Origin of the sequence: Yersinia sp. J1 (genome assembly GCF_050586585.1) — a bacterium.
GTDB classification, from domain to species: domain Bacteria; phylum Pseudomonadota; class Gammaproteobacteria; order Enterobacterales; family Enterobacteriaceae; genus Yersinia; species Yersinia entomophaga.
Genome location: NZ_JBOBDP010000006.1, coordinates 121,911 through 139,627 on the forward strand (window position 1 = coordinate 121,911; position 17,717 = coordinate 139,627).

The following is a 17,717-nucleotide window of genomic DNA, read 5'->3' on the forward strand; positions in this document are numbered from 1 at the left end:
GGTTTTCAGTTATTCTGATAAATATCTTTGTACAGGCGGCTTTCAAATCGAACCAGCGGCGCCCGGCGGTTTTTTTGATCTTCCGGTGGAACGGCATAGCCAGACAGGAACTGGACAAACGCCATGCGCTGACCGCTGGCGGTAGTAATAAAGCCTGCCAGATTGTAGACCCCTTGCAGCGCCCCGGTTTTGGCTGACACTTTGCCATCAACCCCGGCTTCGTGCAGACCACCGCGATAGCGCAATGTGCCGTCATAACCCGATAATGGCAGCATGGAGATGAAGTTAAGTTCTTGATCGTGCTGGGCAATATATTGCAATGCCTGCATCATGGTCGCAGGAGCAATAAGATTATGGCGCGATAAGCCCGAACCATCCACCACGATGCTATTTCCGAGGTCAACTCCAGCTTTCTGACGTAAAACCTGACGTACTGCGTCAGCGCCGGCTCGCCAGGTGCCCGGTACGCCGAAACGCTGATGGCCAATAGTTCGGAAAACTGTATCGGCGATCATATTGTCGGATTTTTTCAGCATGATTTTTAGCAAGTCATGCAACGGAGCGGATTGTGCCTGCGCCAACACGCTGCCAGCCGCGCTCGGCGTAGTTTGGCGTCTTAGATTACCGTCAATCTGAATATCGGCTTTTTTTAGCTCGTCTTTCAAAATAGCACCGGCATAGCTAGCGCCGTTTTGCACCGCAAAGGCTAAGGGCAGGGGTTCGCTGCGTTGAGTCAGGCAGCCGGTAAGGGTAAAGCGGTTGAGTTCGCCGGGAACCACATCTAGTTCGCAATATTGGGCATCCGGCGAGCCTTTTGCCAGAGTGCGAACTTCGCTAAACATTTGTACGGGATAGTAAGAAGCGACGCGAATAAAGGCCATATCGCCGGGATTCGGTGCGCTGTACAGCGATACCGAGAAACAGTTGCGATCGACAATTGCGGCCGCTGGCGGTGCGCTGAAGCACTGGGTCATATCGTTCCACGGCCAGCCGGGCGCTTTATCATGGCTGGCAAAAACCGAGGTATCGATAATCAAATCCCCGGCAATTTGGCGTAGACCCGATTTTTTCAACGTTGTTACCATATTTCGCAGTTGCTGGCGGGTTAAGGTCGGATCGCCATCGAAACGGGCAATCAGATTACCGCGCAGAACGCCGTCAGTTATCGGCGCATGACTTTCCAGCGTGGTAACGAAACGAAAATCAGGCCCTAGCTGCAACAGGGCGGCTAGCGCTGTCAGTACTTTCTGAGTACTGGCCGGGAGTGCCATTTGCTGGGCGTGATAGTCTATCACCGGAGTTGTCGCCCCGATTTTTTGCACCACTAAAGCAAGATTCGCCCCATCGGGCAGATACTGCGTGTAATTTTCTACCTGCGCCGCATTGGCATTGAATACGCTGATGTTGATCGCAAAAACGCAGGCCAATTTACTGACTATTCGTGAAAAATGCATAATTTCGGTATAACTGCTGGGTAACGTACAGCCATACTACGGTGCAACGAGGGCGAAAGTAAACGATGACCCTAAAGGAACTCTACGTTAAAATGTTTATCAAAATGCAAAATCGATCCTAACTTGGAGTTTTAGCTCCGGGAGGGTTTTTTTTGTTAATCGCCTGGAGGCGGGTAGGATTTTAGGCTAGCCGTATTTTCATTCGAAAACGTCAGGATGACGATTATTTGAACAGGATAGATTTAGAGGTATTTAACAGATGAAACAGATTCCGATGACGGTACGTGGTGCAGATCAACTGCGCGAAGAGCTCGAATATTTGAAGGGCGTGCGTCGCCCAAAGATTATCGCTGATATTGCGGATGCTCGCGAACACGGCGATTTAAAAGAAAATGCTGAATACCATGCGGCTCGTGAACAACAGGGGTTCTGCGAAGGCCGTATTCAGGAAATTGAAGCGAAGTTATCTAACGCTCAGGTGATTGATATCACCAAAATGCCGAATAATGGGCGGGTTATTTTCGCTTCTACGGTTACAGTGTTAAATCTGGACACGGAAGAAGAGCAGACCTACCGTATTGTTGGTGATGATGAAGCAGATTTTAAACAAAATCTTATTTCAGTAAATTCACCGATTGCCCGCGGCCTCATCGGTAAAGAAGTTGATGATGTGGTGGTTATTCGTACTCCGGGCGGTGATGTAGAATTCGAAATTCTTAAAGTCGAATATCTGTAATATGGCTGATTTGAGCAATAAGTAAGCAGATATTTGTAAAGAAAAGAAAAAAGGCCGCAAGCGGCCTTTTATCAGAACTAAGTGCATGGCACCTTTTCTTTAAAACGAACGTCATTAACGCGGTAAAATAATCTTGCGCTCTTTCGCCGGGCGGTAGAGTACTAAAATATTACCGATAATTTGCACGTTAACTGCACCGGTTTCACGCACGATAGCATCAGCGATCAAGGTTTTGGTTTCACGCTCTTCAGCAGTGATTTTTACCTTGATAAGTTCATGATGTTCCAGTGTTTGTTCGATCTCAGCCAGCACCCCTTCGGTCAAGCCGTTATTGCCCAGCATGACTACTGGTTTTAACGGATGGGCCAGGCTTTTCAGGTGCTGTTTTTGTTTGTTATTCAGATTCATCGTCTTTTTTGCTTAAGTTGGGATTGAAAACGGTTCATTCTACCGCCATCTCATGTGTATCACCAAATCGGTCTTTTACCGGTTAGGGAGTCTACGCGAGCTAAGCAATAGATGCGCGGGCTCTTAATTAGGATAGTTGGAAAAAGAGATGGCCAATAAAAAGCGTTCAGCTAGCTCCAGTCGCTGGTTACAAGAACACTTTAGCGATAAATATGTGATTCAGGCGCAGAAAAAAGGGTTACGTTCGCGCGCCTGGTTTAAACTTGATGAAATACAACAGAGCGATAAACTCTTTAAACCCGGTATGACAGTTGTGGATTTAGGTGCAGCTCCGGGCGGCTGGTCTCAGTATGTAGTTACTCAGATCGGTGGTAAAGGTCGAATCATCGCTTGCGATCTTTTACCAATGGATCCTATCGTTGGAGTCGATTTCCTTCAAGGCGACTTCCGTGATGAAATGGTGCTGAAAGCACTGCTTGAGCGGGTAGGTGAGAAAAAAGTTCAGGTGGTTATGTCTGACATGGCCCCGAATATGAGCGGTACTCCGGCAGTCGATATCCCTAAATCGATGTATCTGGTTGAATTAGCGCTGGATATGTGTCGTGATGTATTGGCACCAGGCGGAAGTTTCCTGGTGAAAGTGTTCCAGGGAGATGGCTTTGATGAATACCTACGGGAAATTCGCTCCCTGTTTACGAAAGTTAAGATTCGTAAGCCAGACGCTTCTCGTGCGCGATCGCGAGAAGTGTACATTGTAGCGACAGGGCGGAAACTGTAGTACCCTAACGCTGTTTGTTAACACAGTTGTAATATGAGGTTAATCCCTTGAGTGACATGGCGAAAAACCTAATTCTCTGGTTAGTTATTGCAGTCGTACTGATGTCTGTATTCCAGAGCTTTGGTCCCAGCGAATCGAATGGTCGTAGAGTGGATTACTCTACTTTCATCTCTGACGTATCCCAAGATCAGGTTCGTGAAGCACGTATCAACGGGCGTGAAATTAATGTTAGCAAGAAAGATAACAGCAAATACACGACCTTTATTCCGGTTAATGACCCGAAACTGCTTGATAACCTGTTGACTAAAAATGTGAAAGTTGTTGGTGAGCCACCGGAAGAACCGAGCTTGCTGGCTTCTATCTTTATCTCCTGGTTCCCAATGTTGTTGTTAATTGGGGTCTGGATCTTCTTTATGCGTCAAATGCAGGGCGGCGGCGGCAAAGGGGCAATGTCCTTTGGCAAGAGCAAGGCGCGCATGTTGACTGAAGATCAGATTAAAACCTCTTTTGCCGACGTTGCAGGCTGTGACGAAGCGAAAGAAGAAGTTAGCGAACTGGTTGAATACCTGCGTGAGCCGAGCCGTTTCCAGAAGCTGGGCGGTAAAATTCCGAAAGGCGTATTGATGGTGGGTCCTCCAGGGACCGGTAAAACCTTGCTGGCGAAAGCCATTGCAGGGGAAGCTAAAGTGCCATTCTTTACTATTTCCGGTTCTGACTTCGTCGAAATGTTCGTTGGTGTGGGTGCATCCCGCGTTCGCGATATGTTCGAGCAAGCTAAGAAAGCTGCTCCATGTATCATCTTTATCGATGAAATTGATGCAGTAGGTCGCCAACGTGGCGCAGGTTTGGGCGGTGGTCACGATGAACGTGAGCAAACCCTGAACCAGATGCTGGTTGAGATGGATGGCTTCGAAGGTAATGAAGGCATCATCGTGATTGCGGCAACTAACCGTCCAGATGTTCTGGATCCAGCATTGCTGCGTCCGGGTCGTTTCGACCGTCAGGTTGTAGTTGGTCTGCCAGACGTGCGTGGTCGTGAACAGATTCTGAAAGTCCATATGCGTCGCGTACCGCTGGATATCGATATCGATGCGTCAGTGATTGCCCGTGGTACTCCAGGCTTCTCCGGTGCTGATTTGGCTAACCTGGTCAACGAAGCTGCGTTATTTGCCGCTCGCGGTAACAAACGCGTTGTTTCAATGGTCGAGTTTGAGAAAGCTAAAGACAAAATCATGATGGGTGCGGAACGTCGCTCCATGGTGATGACCGAAGCGCAGAAGGAATCTACGGCATATCACGAAGCTGGCCATGCGATTATCGGTCGCTTAGTGCCGGAGCACGATCCGGTGCATAAAGTGACAATTATTCCTCGTGGCCGTGCGTTGGGTGTGACTTTCTTCCTGCCGGAGGGCGATGCAATCAGCGCTAGCCGTCAGAAACTGGAAAGCCAGATTTCTACGTTGTACGGCGGTCGTCTTGCTGAAGAAATCATTTATGGCCCGGAAAAAGTGTCTACCGGTGCTTCAAATGACATTAAAGTAGCTACCTCAATTGCACGTAACATGGTTACGCAATGGGGCTTCTCAGAAAAACTGGGTCCGCTGCTTTATGCTGAAGAAGAAGGCGAAGTGTTCCTCGGTCGCTCAGTGGCAAAAGCTAAGCATATGTCCGATGAAACCGCGCGTATCATCGATCAGGAAGTGAAATTGCTGGTTGAGCGTAACTATCAGCGTGCACGTAAGTTGCTGATGGAAAACATGGATGTTCTTCATTCCATGAAAGACGCGCTGATGAAATATGAAACTATTGATGCGCCGCAAATTGATGATTTGATGAATCGTAAAGAAGTTCGCCCGCCGGCTGGCTGGGACGACGCTACGAAGAATAAATCATCTGATAGTGACAATACGCCTCAGGCACCAACGCCTGTTGACGAACCGCGTACCCCAACTCCTGGCAACACCATGTCAGAACAGTTAGGTGATAAGTAAGCGGATTGTTGGCATCTAAATGCGTAGTGATTAATATAACCCCGGGCTTGCTCGGGGTTTTTCTTTTTCTGGCCGGGATAAATTGAAGTGCTTAACCATTTTTAAGGTAAATAACGATGTATTTGACTGCCAGGGATCTGACTCTTGATCTCTCACACCCTCAGGTTATGGGGATTTTGAACGTCACCCCCGATTCGTTTTCCGATGGCGGACGCCACAACGATCTCGATAATGCCCTTCATCACGCGCAGGCAATGATTGCCGCAGGTGCAACTCTGATTGATGTGGGCGGCGAGTCTACCCGGCCTGGAGCCGCTGAAATTAGCGAGCAGGAAGAATTGGATCGAGTGATTCCGGTCGTTGAAGCGTTGGCGAAACGTTTTGAGATCTTTATTTCGGTTGATACTTCAAAAGCGGCAGTGATAACCGAATCAGCCAAAGTCGGCGCGCATCTGATCAATGACGTTCGTTCTTTGCAAGAGCCGGGCGCTCTGGATGCCGCGGCCGCGACGGGCCTGCCTGTCTGCCTGATGCATATGCAAGGGCAACCGCAGAGCATGCAGCAATCCCCTCACTACGATGATTTACTGGCGGATGTGAACCAGTTTTTTGAACATCACATTGAACGTTGTGTTGCGGCAGGTATCGCAAAAAGTAAATTGTTACTCGATCCGGGATTCGGTTTTGGTAAAAATTTAGCGCATAATTACCAGTTATTGGCTCGGTTGGCAGAACTTCACCATTTTGAGCTTCCGCTTTTGGTCGGAATGTCGCGAAAATCTATGGTGGGTCAGTTACTTAATGTACCACCTCAACAGCGAGTTATTGGCAGCGTTGCCTGTGCAGTCATTGCGGCAATGCAGGGCTCGCAGATCGTCAGAGTGCATGATGTTAAAGAAACCGTCGAGGCGATGCGTATCGTCGAGGCAACACTTTCAGCGAAGGAATAGAGAGAAATTATGAGTGACCGTAAATACTTTGGTACAGATGGCATTCGCGGAAAAGTAGGTGACAACCCGATTACGCCTGAGTTTGTATTGAAGCTCGGTTGGGCCGCAGGGAAGGTTCTGGCTCGTCATGGCTCGCGCAAGATCATCATTGGTAAAGATACGCGTATTTCCGGTTACATGCTGGAATCAGCGTTGGAGGCCGGTCTGGCTGCCGCTGGTTTATCTGCGTCATTCACTGGCCCAATGCCAACTCCTGCTGTGGCTTACCTGACTCGCGCTTTCCGAGCGGAAGCGGGCATCGTTATTTCCGCCTCTCATAATCCTTTCTATGACAACGGCATTAAATTCTTCGATATTGATGGTGCAAAACTGCCTGACGAAGTAGAAGAAGCCATTGAAGCGGAGATGGAAAAGCCACTGACTTGCGTTGAGTCATCAGAATTGGGTAAAGCCAGCCGTATTGTTGATGCAGCCGGCCGTTATATCGAATTTTGTAAAGGTACCTTCCCGAACGAATTAAATCTGAACGGTTTGAAAATCGTTGTGGACTGTGCCAACGGTGCAACCTATCACATTGCGCCAAGCGTATTACGTGAACTGGGCGCTACCGTGATTGCCATAGGCTGTGAGCCTGACGGTATGAACATCAATGAAGAATGTGGTGCTACCGATGTTCGTATGCTGCAAGAGCGCGTATTGGCTGAAAAAGCACACGTTGGTCTGGCCTTTGACGGCGACGGCGACCGCCTAATGATGGTTGACCATTTGGGCAATAAAGTGGATGGCGACCAGATTCTTTATATTATTGCGCGTGAAGGCCTGCGTCAGGGTCAGCTGAAAGGTGGCGCTGTTGGTACGCTGATGAGCAATATGGGTCTGGAGCTAGCGCTGAAGCAACTCGGCATTCCTTTCGCTCGCGCAAAAGTGGGCGACCGCTACGTGTTGGAAAAAATGCAGGAAAACGGCTGGCGTATCGGGGCTGAAAACTCCGGCCATGTGATTCTATTGGATAAAACCACCACCGGTGACGGTATCGTAGCAGGTTTGCAAGTGCTAACTGCGATGGTGCGTAACGACATGAGCCTGCATGATCTGTGCAGCGGCATGAAGTTATTGCCTCAGATACTGGTTAACGTTCGTTTCTCCGGTAATCACAATCCGCTAGAGTCCGAAGCCGTTGTTGCCGTGACTCAGCAGGTCGAGGCTGAACTGGCGGGGCGTGGCCGCGTGCTGTTACGTAAATCTGGCACTGAACCATTGATACGCGTAATGGTTGAAGGCGATGAAGAGGAAGAGCTAATTAAGTCTCTGGCTCATCGTATTGCCGATGCGGTAAAAGCAGCAGGTTAATGGCTTTATTTTAGGGGGGAGGACGCCGCTCTTCCCCGTAGAATTGTCCGCAAGTTGAGTAACCTGGCTGTTTTTTCTGCAAATGAGCCCGGTTAATGAAATTGCCCTTGCGTGTATTAACCGCTTTGGTTAGTATTCACACCCGCTTAAGTGGGTGAATGAATTCCCGCTGTTATGGGTGAAAAGCATTTGGCATGCGGTGAACCCGCAAGGATACAGGTACAACTATGTACGAAGCTCTTCTGGTAATTTTCTTGCTGATTTCGATCGGGCTTGTGGCTCTGATCATGTTGCAGCAAGGTAAAGGCGCGGATATGGGAGCCTCATTCGGAGCAGGTGCTTCTGCCACTCTGTTCGGTTCGAATGGTTCCGGTAACTTCATGACCCGTATGACGGCTGTCTTGGCGACTTTATTTTTCGTCATCAGTCTGATTTTGGGCAATATGAGCACCAACCAGGGCCGTAAAGGCAGCGAGTGGGAAAACCTGGGTCAGCCAGTTAAAGCTGAGCAGACTACAGCGCCGGTAGCACCAGCTAAGCCGAGCAGCGATATCCCGCAGTAAGAAATAGTAAGTTGTTGTAACGTCGTAAGATAGTACAGAAAGAAAGTTGAAGAATGGTTGTGGCGCTTGGACAGTAAAGCAGACCATTAATATCAGTGCCGTGGTGGTGGAATTGGTAGACACGCTACCTTGAGGTGGTAGTGCCCGATTGGGCTTACGGGTTCAAGTCCCGTCCTCGGTACCAAACAGATAGATAACTTGCTTTTTTATCGTTATCGACGTAGTATTTGCCACGTTTTCGGACGCGGGGTGGAGCAGCCTGGTAGCTCGTCGGGCTCATAACCCGAAGGTCGTCGGTTCAAATCCGGCCCCCGCAACCACTTTCCTAAAGTGTTTTTTTTCAAATAGTAGTATTCGCAGTCCTCAATACTTTCGATTTCAATTTGAAAAAAATACTTGTCAGAAAGTTGTACCGAAGCCGCTTAGCGGCAAACAGGGTCCAGTTGCATAAAGCCCCGAATTTCGGGGTTTTTTGTTATTTGACAGCAGAATCACTGGGCTATTAAGCCCTTTTTTTATGTCTTGGGGGTGGGCTTGTCCACATTAGAACAAAAGTTAACAGAGATTATTTCAGCACCGGTCGAAGCGTTAGGCTACGAATTAGTCGGCATCGAGTTCATCCGGGGGCGCCAATCGACGCTACGAATCTATATTGATAGTGACGATGGTATCACTGTTGATGCTTGTGCTGATGTCAGCCACCAGGTCAGCGCTGTATTGGACGTAGAAGATCCAATCACAGTCGCTTACAACTTGGAAGTTTCCTCTCCGGGCCTTGATCGCCCTATGTTCACCGCCGAACACTATAGTCGTTACCTTGGTGAAACAGTCATCCTGGTTTTGCGTATGGCAATGCAAAACCGCCGGAAATGGCAGGGTATTATTAAAGCTGTTGATGGTGAAATGATCACGGTTACTGTGGATGGAAAAGATGAAGTGTTCGCGCTGAGCAACATCCAGAAAGCGAACCTGGTACCCCACTTTTAAAGTTTGGATGAGGCAACTAGGATGAACAAAGAGATTCTGGCTGTTGTAGAAGCAGTTTCCAATGAGAAATCCCTTCCGCGCGAGAAGATTTTTGAAGCGTTGGAAACCGCTCTAGCGACAGCGACCAAGAAAAAATACGAACAAGAAATTGAAGTCCGTGTCAGCATCGATCGTAAAACCGGCGATTTCGACACCTTCCGTCGTTGGGTCGCTGTTGATGAAGTGACGATGCCAACGCGTGAAATCACGCTGGAAGCCGCTCAATATGAAGACCCAAGCATTCAGTTGGGCGATTATGTCGAAGATCAGATTGAATCCGTAACTTTCGACCGCATTACTACGCAAACCGCGAAGCAGGTTATCGTACAAAAAGTACGTGAAGCTGAGCGTGCGATGGTGGTCGAGCAATTCCGTCAGTATTTAGGCGAGATTGTCACGGGTACAGTGAAAAAAGTTAACCGCGATAGTATCGCGCTGGACTTGGGTAACAACGCTGAAGCGGTGATTGGCCGTGAAGATATGTTGCCACGTGAAAACTTCCGTCCGGGCGACCGCATCCGTGGTGTTCTGTACGACGTGCGTCCTGAAGCTCGCGGCGCGCAGCTGTTTGTCAGCCGCTCCCGTTCAGAAATGCTGATTGAATTGTTCCGTATTGAAGTACCAGAAATTGGTGAAGAGTTGATCGAAATTAAAGCCGCAGCCCGTGATCCGGGTTCTCGTGCTAAGATTGCGGTCAAAACCAACGATAAGCGTATCGATCCTGTGGGTGCCTGTGTAGGTATGCGCGGTGCGCGAGTTCAGGCCGTTTCCAGCGAGCTTGGCGGCGAGCGTATCGATATCGTGTTGTGGGATGATAATCCGGCTCAGTTTGTTATCAATGCCATGGCTCCGGCTGATGTTGCGTCAATCGTTGTTGATGAAGACCGACACACGATGGATGTCGCTGTTGAAGCCAGCAATCTGGCTCAGGCGATTGGCCGTAACGGTCAAAACGTCCGTTTGGCTTCACAGCTTAGCGGCTGGGAGCTGAACGTGATGACAGCAGATGATCTTCAGGCGAAACATCAGGCTGAAGCTCATGCGGCGATCGATACCTTCACCAAACATCTTGATATTGATGAAGATTTCGCCACTGTGTTGGTTGAAGAAGGTTTCTCTTCTCTGGAAGAGTTGGCTTATGTGCCAATCAACGAACTGTTGGAAATAGATGGCCTTGATGAAGATATGGTAGAAGCGCTGCGTGAGCGCGCTAAAGCTGCATTGACCACGCTGGCCCTGGCACAAGAAGAAAGTCTTGGCGATCAAAAACCCGCAGATGACCTACTGAATTTGGAAGGTCTGGAACGTAGCATGGCATTTAAATTGGCTGCGCGCGGTGTGTGTACGCTGGAAGATCTTGCCGAGCAGGGTATCGACGATCTGGCAGATATTGAAGGGTTGAGCGATGAGCAAGCCGGCGAGCTGATTATGGCCGCACGTAATATCTGTTGGTTTGGCGATAATGCGTAATAAACTGTAGCAGGAAGGAACAGCATGACAGATGTAACCGTTAAATCGCTGGCAGCAGAGATTCAGACCCCGGTTGATCGCCTGGTACAGCAGTTTGCTGATGCAGGGATCAAGAAGTCTGAAGTAGACTCCGTTACCCAGCAAGAAAAAGAAACATTGCTGGCGCACCTGAACCGTGAACACGGCAGCGCGCCAAATAAACTCACGTTGCAACGCAAAACGCGTAGCACCTTGAATATTCCGAGCACCGGCGGAAAAAGTAAATCGGTGCAAATCGAGGTCCGCAAGAAACGCACTTATGTAAATACGCCGGAAGCTGAACAAGCGAAAGCGGAAGAGCAGGCACAGCGTGAAGCGGAAGAGCAGGCACAACGTGAAGCAGCAGCGGCAGCGCAGAAAATCGCTGAAGAAAATGCTAAACGTGCGGCCGAAGAACAAGCCAAACGTGAGGCCGCTGAAAAAGCTAAACGCCAAGCAGCGGAAAAAGAAAAAGTGACGAATCAACAAACCGACGAAAAAACCAAGCCAGCTCAGACCGATAAAGCACGCCGTGAAGCTGAAGCTGCCGAGCTGAAACGCTCTGTAGAAGAAGAAACACGCCGTAAGGTCGAAGAAGACGCGAAACGCGTTGCTGAAGAGGCCCGTAAAATGGCGGCTGAAAACGAAGGTAAATGGCCAGAACCTGTGGCTGAGCAGACCGAGTCTGCTGACTACCATGTAACGACCTCTCAACATGCTCGCGCCGCAGAAGATGAAAACGACGCGAAAGTTGAAGGCGATCGCCGTAGCCGCACTCGTGGTGGCAAAGCGACTAAACAGAAAAAAGGCAATAAACTTTCCGAGTCTAAAGCCGATCGCGAAGAAGCGCGTGCCGTTGGCCGTAAGGGTAAACGTAAGCCAAGCACTTTGCAGCAGAGCTTCAACAAGCCAGTGGTTGCGGTAAACCGTGACGTAGTGATTGGCGAAACTGTTACCGTTGCCGAACTGGCTAACAAAATGGCTGTTAAAGGTTCTCAGGTCATCAAAGCGATGATGAAACTGGGTGCAATGGCAACCATCAACCAGGTTATCGATCAGGAAACAGCTCAGCTGGTTGCTGAAGAGATGGGCCACAAAGTTATCCTGCGTCGTGAAAACGAGCTGGAAGAAGCGCTGATGAGCGACCGTGATACAGGTACTGGTATTGCAGCTGAGTCACGCGCTCCAGTTGTCACCATCATGGGCCACGTTGACCACGGTAAAACCTCTCTGCTGGACTACATCCGCTCCACTAAAGTGGCGTCGGGCGAAGCAGGCGGCATTACTCAGCACATCGGTGCTTATCACGTTGAAACTGACAACGGCATGATCACCTTCCTGGATACCCCAGGACACGCAGCGTTTACTTCAATGCGTGCTCGTGGTGCTCAGGCGACAGATATCGTTGTTCTGGTTGTTGCGGCAGACGATGGCGTGATGCCACAGACTATCGAAGCTATCCAGCATGCGAAAGCGGCGAACGTGCCGGTTGTCGTTGCAGTGAACAAAATGGATAAGCCAGAAGCCGATCCAGACCGCGTTAAAACCGAACTGTCTCAGTACGGCATCCAGCCGGAAGAGTGGGGCGGCGAGTCTCAGTTCATCAACGTGTCTGCTAAAGCGGGTACAGGTATTGACGAACTGTTGAACGCAATCCTGCTGCAAGCTGAAGTGCTGGAACTGAAAGCGGTTCGTAGCGGCATGGCAAGCGGTGTGGTTATCGAATCCTTCCTGGATAAAGGCCGTGGCCCAGTTGCTACCGTGCTGGTTCAAGAAGGAACGCTGAACAAGGGCGATATCGTACTGTGTGGCTTCGAGTATGGCCGTGTGCGTGCGATGCGTGACGAATTAGGTCGCGACATCACCTCCGCTGGTCCGTCTATTCCGGTTGAAATTCTGGGTCTGTCCAGCGTTCCTGCTGCCGGTGACGAAGTTACCGTTGTTCGTGATGAGAAAAAAGCGCGTGAAGTTGCACTGTATCGTCAGGGTAAATTCCGCGAAGTTAAACTGGCTCGTCAGCAGAAATCTAAACTGGAAAACATGTTTGCGAACATGACCGAAGGCGAAGTTTCTGAACTGAACATCGTAATCAAGTCTGACGTACAGGGTTCTTGTGAAGCTATCTGTGATTCACTGGAAAAACTGTCTACCGACGAAGTGAAAGTGCGCATTGTGGGTTCAGGCGTTGGTGGTATCACCGAAACTGATGCAACTCTGGCCGCTGCTTCTGGCGCAATCATTCTTGGCTTTAACGTCCGTGCTGATGCTTCAGCCCGTCGCGTAGTTGAGACTGAAGGCCTGGATCTGCGTTACTACTCCGTTATCTATAGCCTGATTGACGAAGTCAAGCAGGCAATGAGCGGTATGTTGGCACCAGAGTACAAACAGCAAATCATTGGTCTGGCTGAAGTTCGTGATGTATTTAAATCACCGAAATTCGGCGCCATTGCTGGTTGTATGGTTACCGAAGGTGTGATTAAGCGTAACAACCCAATCCGCGTTCTGCGTGACAACGTGGTTATCTACGAAGGCGAGCTGGAATCTCTGCGCCGCTTCAAAGATGACGTAAACGAAGTCCGTAACGGTATGGAATGTGGTATCGGCGTTAAGAACTACAACGACGTGCGTACTGGCGATATGATCGAAGTATTCGAAATCATTGAAATCAAACGTACCATCGCTTAACGACCTCTGATCTGCTTATATCCATTTGGGGGGCCTTGGCCCCCCTACTTGTCTGGAGAATCCTAATGGCAAAAGAATTTAGCCGCTCTCAGCGCGTTTCTCAGGAAATGCAAAAAGAGATCGCAATCATTCTACAGCGTGAAATCAAAGATCCTCGTGTCGGTATGGCGACGGTATCGGGTATCGAACTTTCTCGCGATCTGGCCTACGCCAAGGTTTTTGTCACTTTCCTGAATGTATTAACCGACAATGCCGATCCTGATACGGTCAAAAACGGTATCAAGGCACTGCAAGACGCTTCCGGTTATATCCGTACTTTGCTGGGTAAAGCCATGCGTTTGCGCATTGTGCCCGAGCTGACATTTGCCTATGACAACTCCCTGATTGAAGGGATGCGTATGTCTAACCTGGTCACAAACGTCATCAAAAATGACGTTGAGCGTCAGACCTCTACAGGCACTGACGAGGAGAAGTAATGGGTCGACCACGTCGTCGTGGCCGTGACATTAACGGTGTTCTGTTATTGGACAAACCGTTAGGCCTCTCATCAAATGACGTTTTGCAGAAAGTGAAGCGTCTTTTCAGTGCTAACCGTGCAGGTCATACCGGTGCATTGGACCCATTAGCTACCGGTATGCTGCCTATCTGTCTGGGCGAAGCGACCAAGTTTTCTCAATTCCTGCTGGATTCTGATAAACGCTATCGCGTGATTGCCCGTCTGGGCCAACGTACCGATACCTCTGATGCAGAGGGTGCGTTGATTAGCGAGCGTGACGTCAATTTCACTCAGGAACAGCTGGATGCCGCGTTGGATAGTTTCCGCGGTGACACCCAGCAAGTGCCTTCCATGTATTCTGCGCTGAAACATCAGGGCAAACCGCTGTACGAGTATGCTCGTCAGGGAATCGAAGTGGAGCGAGAAGCCCGTGATATCACGGTCTATGAGCTGCAATTCATTCGTTGGGAAGGTTATGAGCTGGAGCTGGAAATTCATTGCTCAAAAGGTACCTACATTCGCACCATCATTGATGATTTGGGCGAAATGTTAGGCTGCGGTGCCCATGTCAGCTATCTGCGTCGTTTGCAGGTTGCAACTTATCCGAGCGATCGGATGGTGACACTGGAGCAACTAAGCGCCATGGTTGAAACGGCTCAGGCCGAAGAGCGTTCACCTAACCCGGAACTGGATAAACTGTTGCTCCCAATGGATAGCGCAGTGTTGAATTTCCCGGAAGTGAATTTGCTGCCAATCGTTGCAGCTTATGTGAAACAGGGTCAACCGGTTCAGGTGGCGGGTGCGCCAACTGAAGGCATGGTCCGCATGACCGAAGGCGAAGAGCGCAATTTCATCGGCATCGGTATTATTGCTGATGATGGCAGAGTCGCACCGAAACGTTTGGTTGTGGAACACGTAGAATAGGCGCAATCGGCCTATCTTGCGATCCCACACATCAAAGAGTAGAATAGTCCGGCTTACATATTGGGTTGCTGAATTAGAGATCGGCGCCTGTCTAATTTAATCTATTATTTGGAGTTGTATTATGTCTCTAAGTGTTGAAGCGAAAGCTAAAATTGTTGCTGACTTCGGTCGTGGTGCTAACGACACCGGTTCTAGCGAAGTTCAGGTTGCTCTGTTGACTGCACAAATTAACCATTTGCAAAGTCACTTCTCCGAGCACAAAAAAGATCACCACAGCCGTCGTGGTCTGCTGCGTATGGTATCCACGCGTCGTAAGCTGCTGGACTACCTGAAGCGTGAAGATGTAGCGCGTTATGCTTCCCTGATCGAGCGTCTGGGTCTGCGTCGCTAAGTCTGCGAGTTTCGAGTAGAAAGGGGCCTAATTTGGCCCCTTTCTTCTAAGAACCGATGACAGAAAACGTTAACGTATTGTTATTGTTTCTAAAATAGGATCTTCCGTTACAGCATTTCGCGCGGCTAATGAGAGACTTTAGCTCAATGGTGAGTTAAGGGTTGTCATTAGTCGCGAGGATGTAGTGTGAAGATCGGTAAGTAACCGGTGGATCAGGTCGTCAATACGATCGAGCGCCGATCAAGCTAAAGGATATTATTTTGCTGACTCCGATTATTCGTAAGTTCCAGTACGGTCAACATACCGTGACCATTGAAACCGGTATGATGGCTCGCCAGGCAACTGCTGCCGTTATGGTAAGCATGGACGACACCGCAGTATTCGTTACTGTTGTTGGCCAGAAAAAAGCCAAGCCAGGCCAAAGCTTCTTCCCACTGACCGTTAACTATCAGGAGCGTACTTACGCTGCTGGTCGTATCCCAGGCAGTTTCTTCCGTCGTGAAGGCCGTCCAAGCGAAGGCGAAACCCTGACCTCTCGCCTGATTGACCGTCCGATTCGCCCTCTGTTCCCAGAAGGCTTTCTGAATGAAGTTCAGGTTATCGCGACCGTTGTTTCCGTTAACCCACAGGTTAACCCGGACATCGTTGCTCTGATCGGTGCATCTGCGGCTCTGAGCCTGTCAGGTATTCCATTCAACGGCCCAATCGGTGCTGCACGCGTTGGTTTTATCAATGACCAATACGTTCTGAACCCGACGACCGATGAGCTGAAAGAAAGTCGTCTGGATCTGGTTGTTGCCGGTACAGCTGCCGCAGTATTGATGGTTGAATCCGAAGCAGACATCCTGAGCGAAGATCAAATGCTGGGCGCAGTGGTATTCGGTCACGAACAACAACAGGTTGTGATTGAAAACATCAACGCACTGGTTGCTGAAGCGGGCAAACCTAAGTGGGATTGGCAGCCAGAAGCGGTTAACGAAGCGCTGTATGCGCGCGTTGCTGAATTGGCCAGCGCACGTCTGGGCGATGCATACCGTATTACCGAGAAACAAGAGCGTTACACTCAGGTTGATGCAATCAAAGCTGAAGTGACCGAATCTCTGCTGGCGGCAGACGAGACTCTGGATGCTTCAGAAATTCAGGACATCCTGGGCAGCGTAGAGAAAGACGTGGTTCGTAGCCGTGTTCTGCGTGGCGAGCCGCGTATCGATGGCCGCGAAAAAGACATGATCCGTGGTCTGGACGTTCGTACTGGCGTATTGCCACGTACTCACGGTTCAGCACTGTTCACCCGTGGCGAAACTCAGGCGCTGGTAACCGCGACTCTGGGTACCGCACGTGACGCGCAAAATATTGATGAACTGATGGGTGAGCGTACTGACTCATTCCTGCTACACTATAACTTCCCTCCTTACTCTGTTGGTGAAACAGGTATGGTTGGTTCACCTAAGCGTCGTGAGATTGGCCATGGCCGTCTGGCGAAACGCGGTGTGTTGGCCGTTATGCCAAGCCCGAGCGAATTCCCCTATACCATTCGTGTGGTTTCTGAAATCACCGAATCTAACGGTTCTTCCTCAATGGCTTCCGTTTGTGGTGCTTCTCTGGCCCTGATGGACGCTGGCGTGCCAATCAAAGCCGCCGTTGCGGGTATCGCAATGGGTCTGGTTAAAGATGAAGAAAACTTTGTGGTTCTGTCCGATATCTTGGGTGACGAAGATCACTTGGGCGACATGGACTTCAAAGTAGCGGGTAGCCGTGAAGGTATTACCGCGCTGCAAATGGATATTAAAATCGAAGGTATTACCCGCGAAATCATGCAGGAAGCACTGAGCCAGGCCAAGGGTGCGCGTCTGCACATTCTGGGCGTAATGGAACAGGCTATCAGCACACCACGTGGTGATATCTCCGAGTTCGCTCCACGTATCTACACCATGAAGATCAACTCTGACAAAATCAAAGATGTGATCGGTAAAGGTGGTTCTGTGATTCGTGCGCTGACGGAAGAAACAGGTACTACCATCGAAATCGAAGATGATGGCACCATCAAGATTGCAGCAACTGACGGCGAAAAAGCGAAACACGCTATTCGTCGCATCGAAGAAATCACTGCTGAAATCGAAGTGGGTCGCATCTACGCTGGTAAAGTAACTCGTATCGTTGATTTCGGTGCGTTCGTTGCTATCGGTGGCGGTAAAGAAGGTTTGGTTCATATTTCTCAAATCGCTGACAAGCGCGTAGAGAAAGTGACTGATTACCTGCAAATGGGCCAGGAAGTGCCAGTTAAGGTAATGGAAGTTGACCGTCAGGGTCGTATTCGCCTGAGCATCAAAGAAGCGACTACGCCTGATGCAGAAGCTCCAGCGCCTGAAGCAGCAGAGTAATTAAGTCCGTTTTCAACTCCTTGCCAAGAGGCAGGGAGTTGTTCTTATCTCGAGGGCAGGACGCTCTTGTGTTAAACAAGCGGATGAAAGGACGTT

15 protein-coding genes and 2 tRNA genes are annotated in these 17,717 nt (G+C 49.6%); 15 read left to right on the forward strand and 2 right to left on the reverse strand.

What is annotated here, in order from left to right; translation table 11 throughout:
• Positions 1-5 precede the first annotated feature (5 nt).
• The gene (gene dacB, locus ACQ4OC_RS11455) at positions 6-1,454 is read right to left on the reverse strand and encodes a serine-type D-Ala-D-Ala carboxypeptidase (RefSeq protein ID WP_064516109.1); all 1,449 of its coding nucleotides are present in this window, start codon (positions 1,452-1,454) and stop codon (positions 6-8) included.
• Positions 1,455-1,713: 259 nt separating this feature from the next.
• Between dacB and greA the strand changes: the two genes are divergently transcribed.
• A complete protein-coding gene (gene greA / locus ACQ4OC_RS11460) occupies positions 1,714-2,190 on the forward strand; it encodes a transcription elongation factor GreA (RefSeq protein WP_064516111.1) in 477 nt (158 codons plus the stop codon).
• 114 nt (positions 2,191-2,304) lie between these two features.
• Here greA and yhbY read toward each other — a convergent pair whose 3' ends face one another.
• Positions 2,305-2,598: a ribosome assembly RNA-binding protein YhbY gene (gene yhbY, locus ACQ4OC_RS11465; protein ID WP_049599408.1), complete on the reverse strand. Its 294-nt coding sequence runs from the start codon at positions 2,596-2,598 to the stop codon at positions 2,305-2,307.
• 148 nt (positions 2,599-2,746) lie between these two features.
• Here yhbY and rlmE point away from each other — a divergent pair, with 148 nt between their 5' ends.
• From rlmE to pnp, 14 genes are all read left to right on the forward strand, one after another.
• Positions 2,747-3,376 carry a 23S rRNA (uridine(2552)-2'-O)-methyltransferase RlmE gene (gene rlmE, locus ACQ4OC_RS11470; RefSeq protein WP_064516113.1) on the forward strand — a complete coding sequence of 210 codons (630 nt, stop codon included), beginning with the start codon at positions 2,747-2,749 and terminating at the stop codon, positions 3,374-3,376.
• Positions 3,377-3,432: 56 nt separating this feature from the next.
• The gene (gene ftsH / locus ACQ4OC_RS11475) at positions 3,433-5,367 is read left to right on the forward strand and encodes an ATP-dependent zinc metalloprotease FtsH (protein WP_064516116.1); all 1,935 of its coding nucleotides are present in this window, start codon (positions 3,433-3,435) and stop codon (positions 5,365-5,367) included.
• A gap of 116 nt (positions 5,368-5,483) precedes the next feature.
• Positions 5,484-6,317 carry a dihydropteroate synthase gene (gene folP / locus ACQ4OC_RS11480; protein WP_430971179.1) on the forward strand — a complete coding sequence of 278 codons (834 nt, stop codon included), beginning with the start codon at positions 5,484-5,486 and terminating at the stop codon, positions 6,315-6,317.
• A gap of 9 nt (positions 6,318-6,326) precedes the next feature.
• Positions 6,327-7,667 carry a phosphoglucosamine mutase gene (gene glmM / locus ACQ4OC_RS11485; RefSeq protein WP_064516120.1) on the forward strand — a complete coding sequence of 447 codons (1,341 nt, stop codon included), beginning with the start codon at positions 6,327-6,329 and terminating at the stop codon, positions 7,665-7,667.
• A gap of 227 nt (positions 7,668-7,894) precedes the next feature.
• Complete coding sequence (gene secG / locus ACQ4OC_RS11490; RefSeq protein WP_064516122.1) at positions 7,895-8,230, forward strand: preprotein translocase subunit SecG; 336 nt, start codon at positions 7,895-7,897, stop codon at positions 8,228-8,230.
• 97 nt (positions 8,231-8,327) lie between these two features.
• Positions 8,328-8,414: transfer RNA gene (locus ACQ4OC_RS11495), tRNA-Leu, on the forward strand.
• Positions 8,415-8,473: 59 nt separating this feature from the next.
• Positions 8,474-8,550 (forward strand) — tRNA-Met (locus tag ACQ4OC_RS11500).
• A 214-nt stretch (positions 8,551-8,764) separates the two neighbouring features.
• Complete coding sequence (gene rimP / locus ACQ4OC_RS11505; protein WP_064516124.1) at positions 8,765-9,217, forward strand: ribosome maturation factor RimP; 453 nt, start codon at positions 8,765-8,767, stop codon at positions 9,215-9,217.
• A 21-nt stretch (positions 9,218-9,238) separates the two neighbouring features.
• Positions 9,239-10,726 carry a transcription termination factor NusA gene (nusA, locus tag ACQ4OC_RS11510; RefSeq protein ID WP_064516126.1) on the forward strand — a complete coding sequence of 496 codons (1,488 nt, stop codon included), beginning with the start codon at positions 9,239-9,241 and terminating at the stop codon, positions 10,724-10,726.
• Between the two features lie 24 nt (positions 10,727-10,750).
• Complete coding sequence (gene infB / locus ACQ4OC_RS11515) at positions 10,751-13,429, forward strand: translation initiation factor IF-2 (protein ID WP_064516128.1); 2,679 nt, start codon at positions 10,751-10,753, stop codon at positions 13,427-13,429.
• A gap of 65 nt (positions 13,430-13,494) precedes the next feature.
• Entirely contained in the window at positions 13,495-13,905 is a 411-nt protein-coding gene (rbfA, locus tag ACQ4OC_RS11520; protein ID WP_049599431.1) for a 30S ribosome-binding factor RbfA, read from the forward strand.
• Positions 13,905-14,849, forward strand: a complete 945-nt coding sequence (gene truB / locus ACQ4OC_RS11525) for a tRNA pseudouridine(55) synthase TruB (RefSeq protein WP_064516130.1) — start codon at positions 13,905-13,907, stop codon at positions 14,847-14,849. The genes rbfA and truB overlap by 1 nt, the downstream gene beginning before the upstream one ends.
• Positions 14,850-14,970: 121 nt before the next feature.
• The gene (gene rpsO / locus ACQ4OC_RS11530; RefSeq protein ID WP_049599438.1) at positions 14,971-15,240 is read left to right on the forward strand and encodes a 30S ribosomal protein S15; all 270 of its coding nucleotides are present in this window, start codon (positions 14,971-14,973) and stop codon (positions 15,238-15,240) included.
• Between the two features lie 260 nt (positions 15,241-15,500).
• Positions 15,501-17,621 (forward strand): polyribonucleotide nucleotidyltransferase, encoded by a 2,121-nt coding sequence (pnp, locus tag ACQ4OC_RS11535; RefSeq protein ID WP_064516133.1) that lies wholly within the window; start codon positions 15,501-15,503, stop codon positions 17,619-17,621.
• The last annotated feature ends 96 nt before the right edge of the window (positions 17,622-17,717 follow it).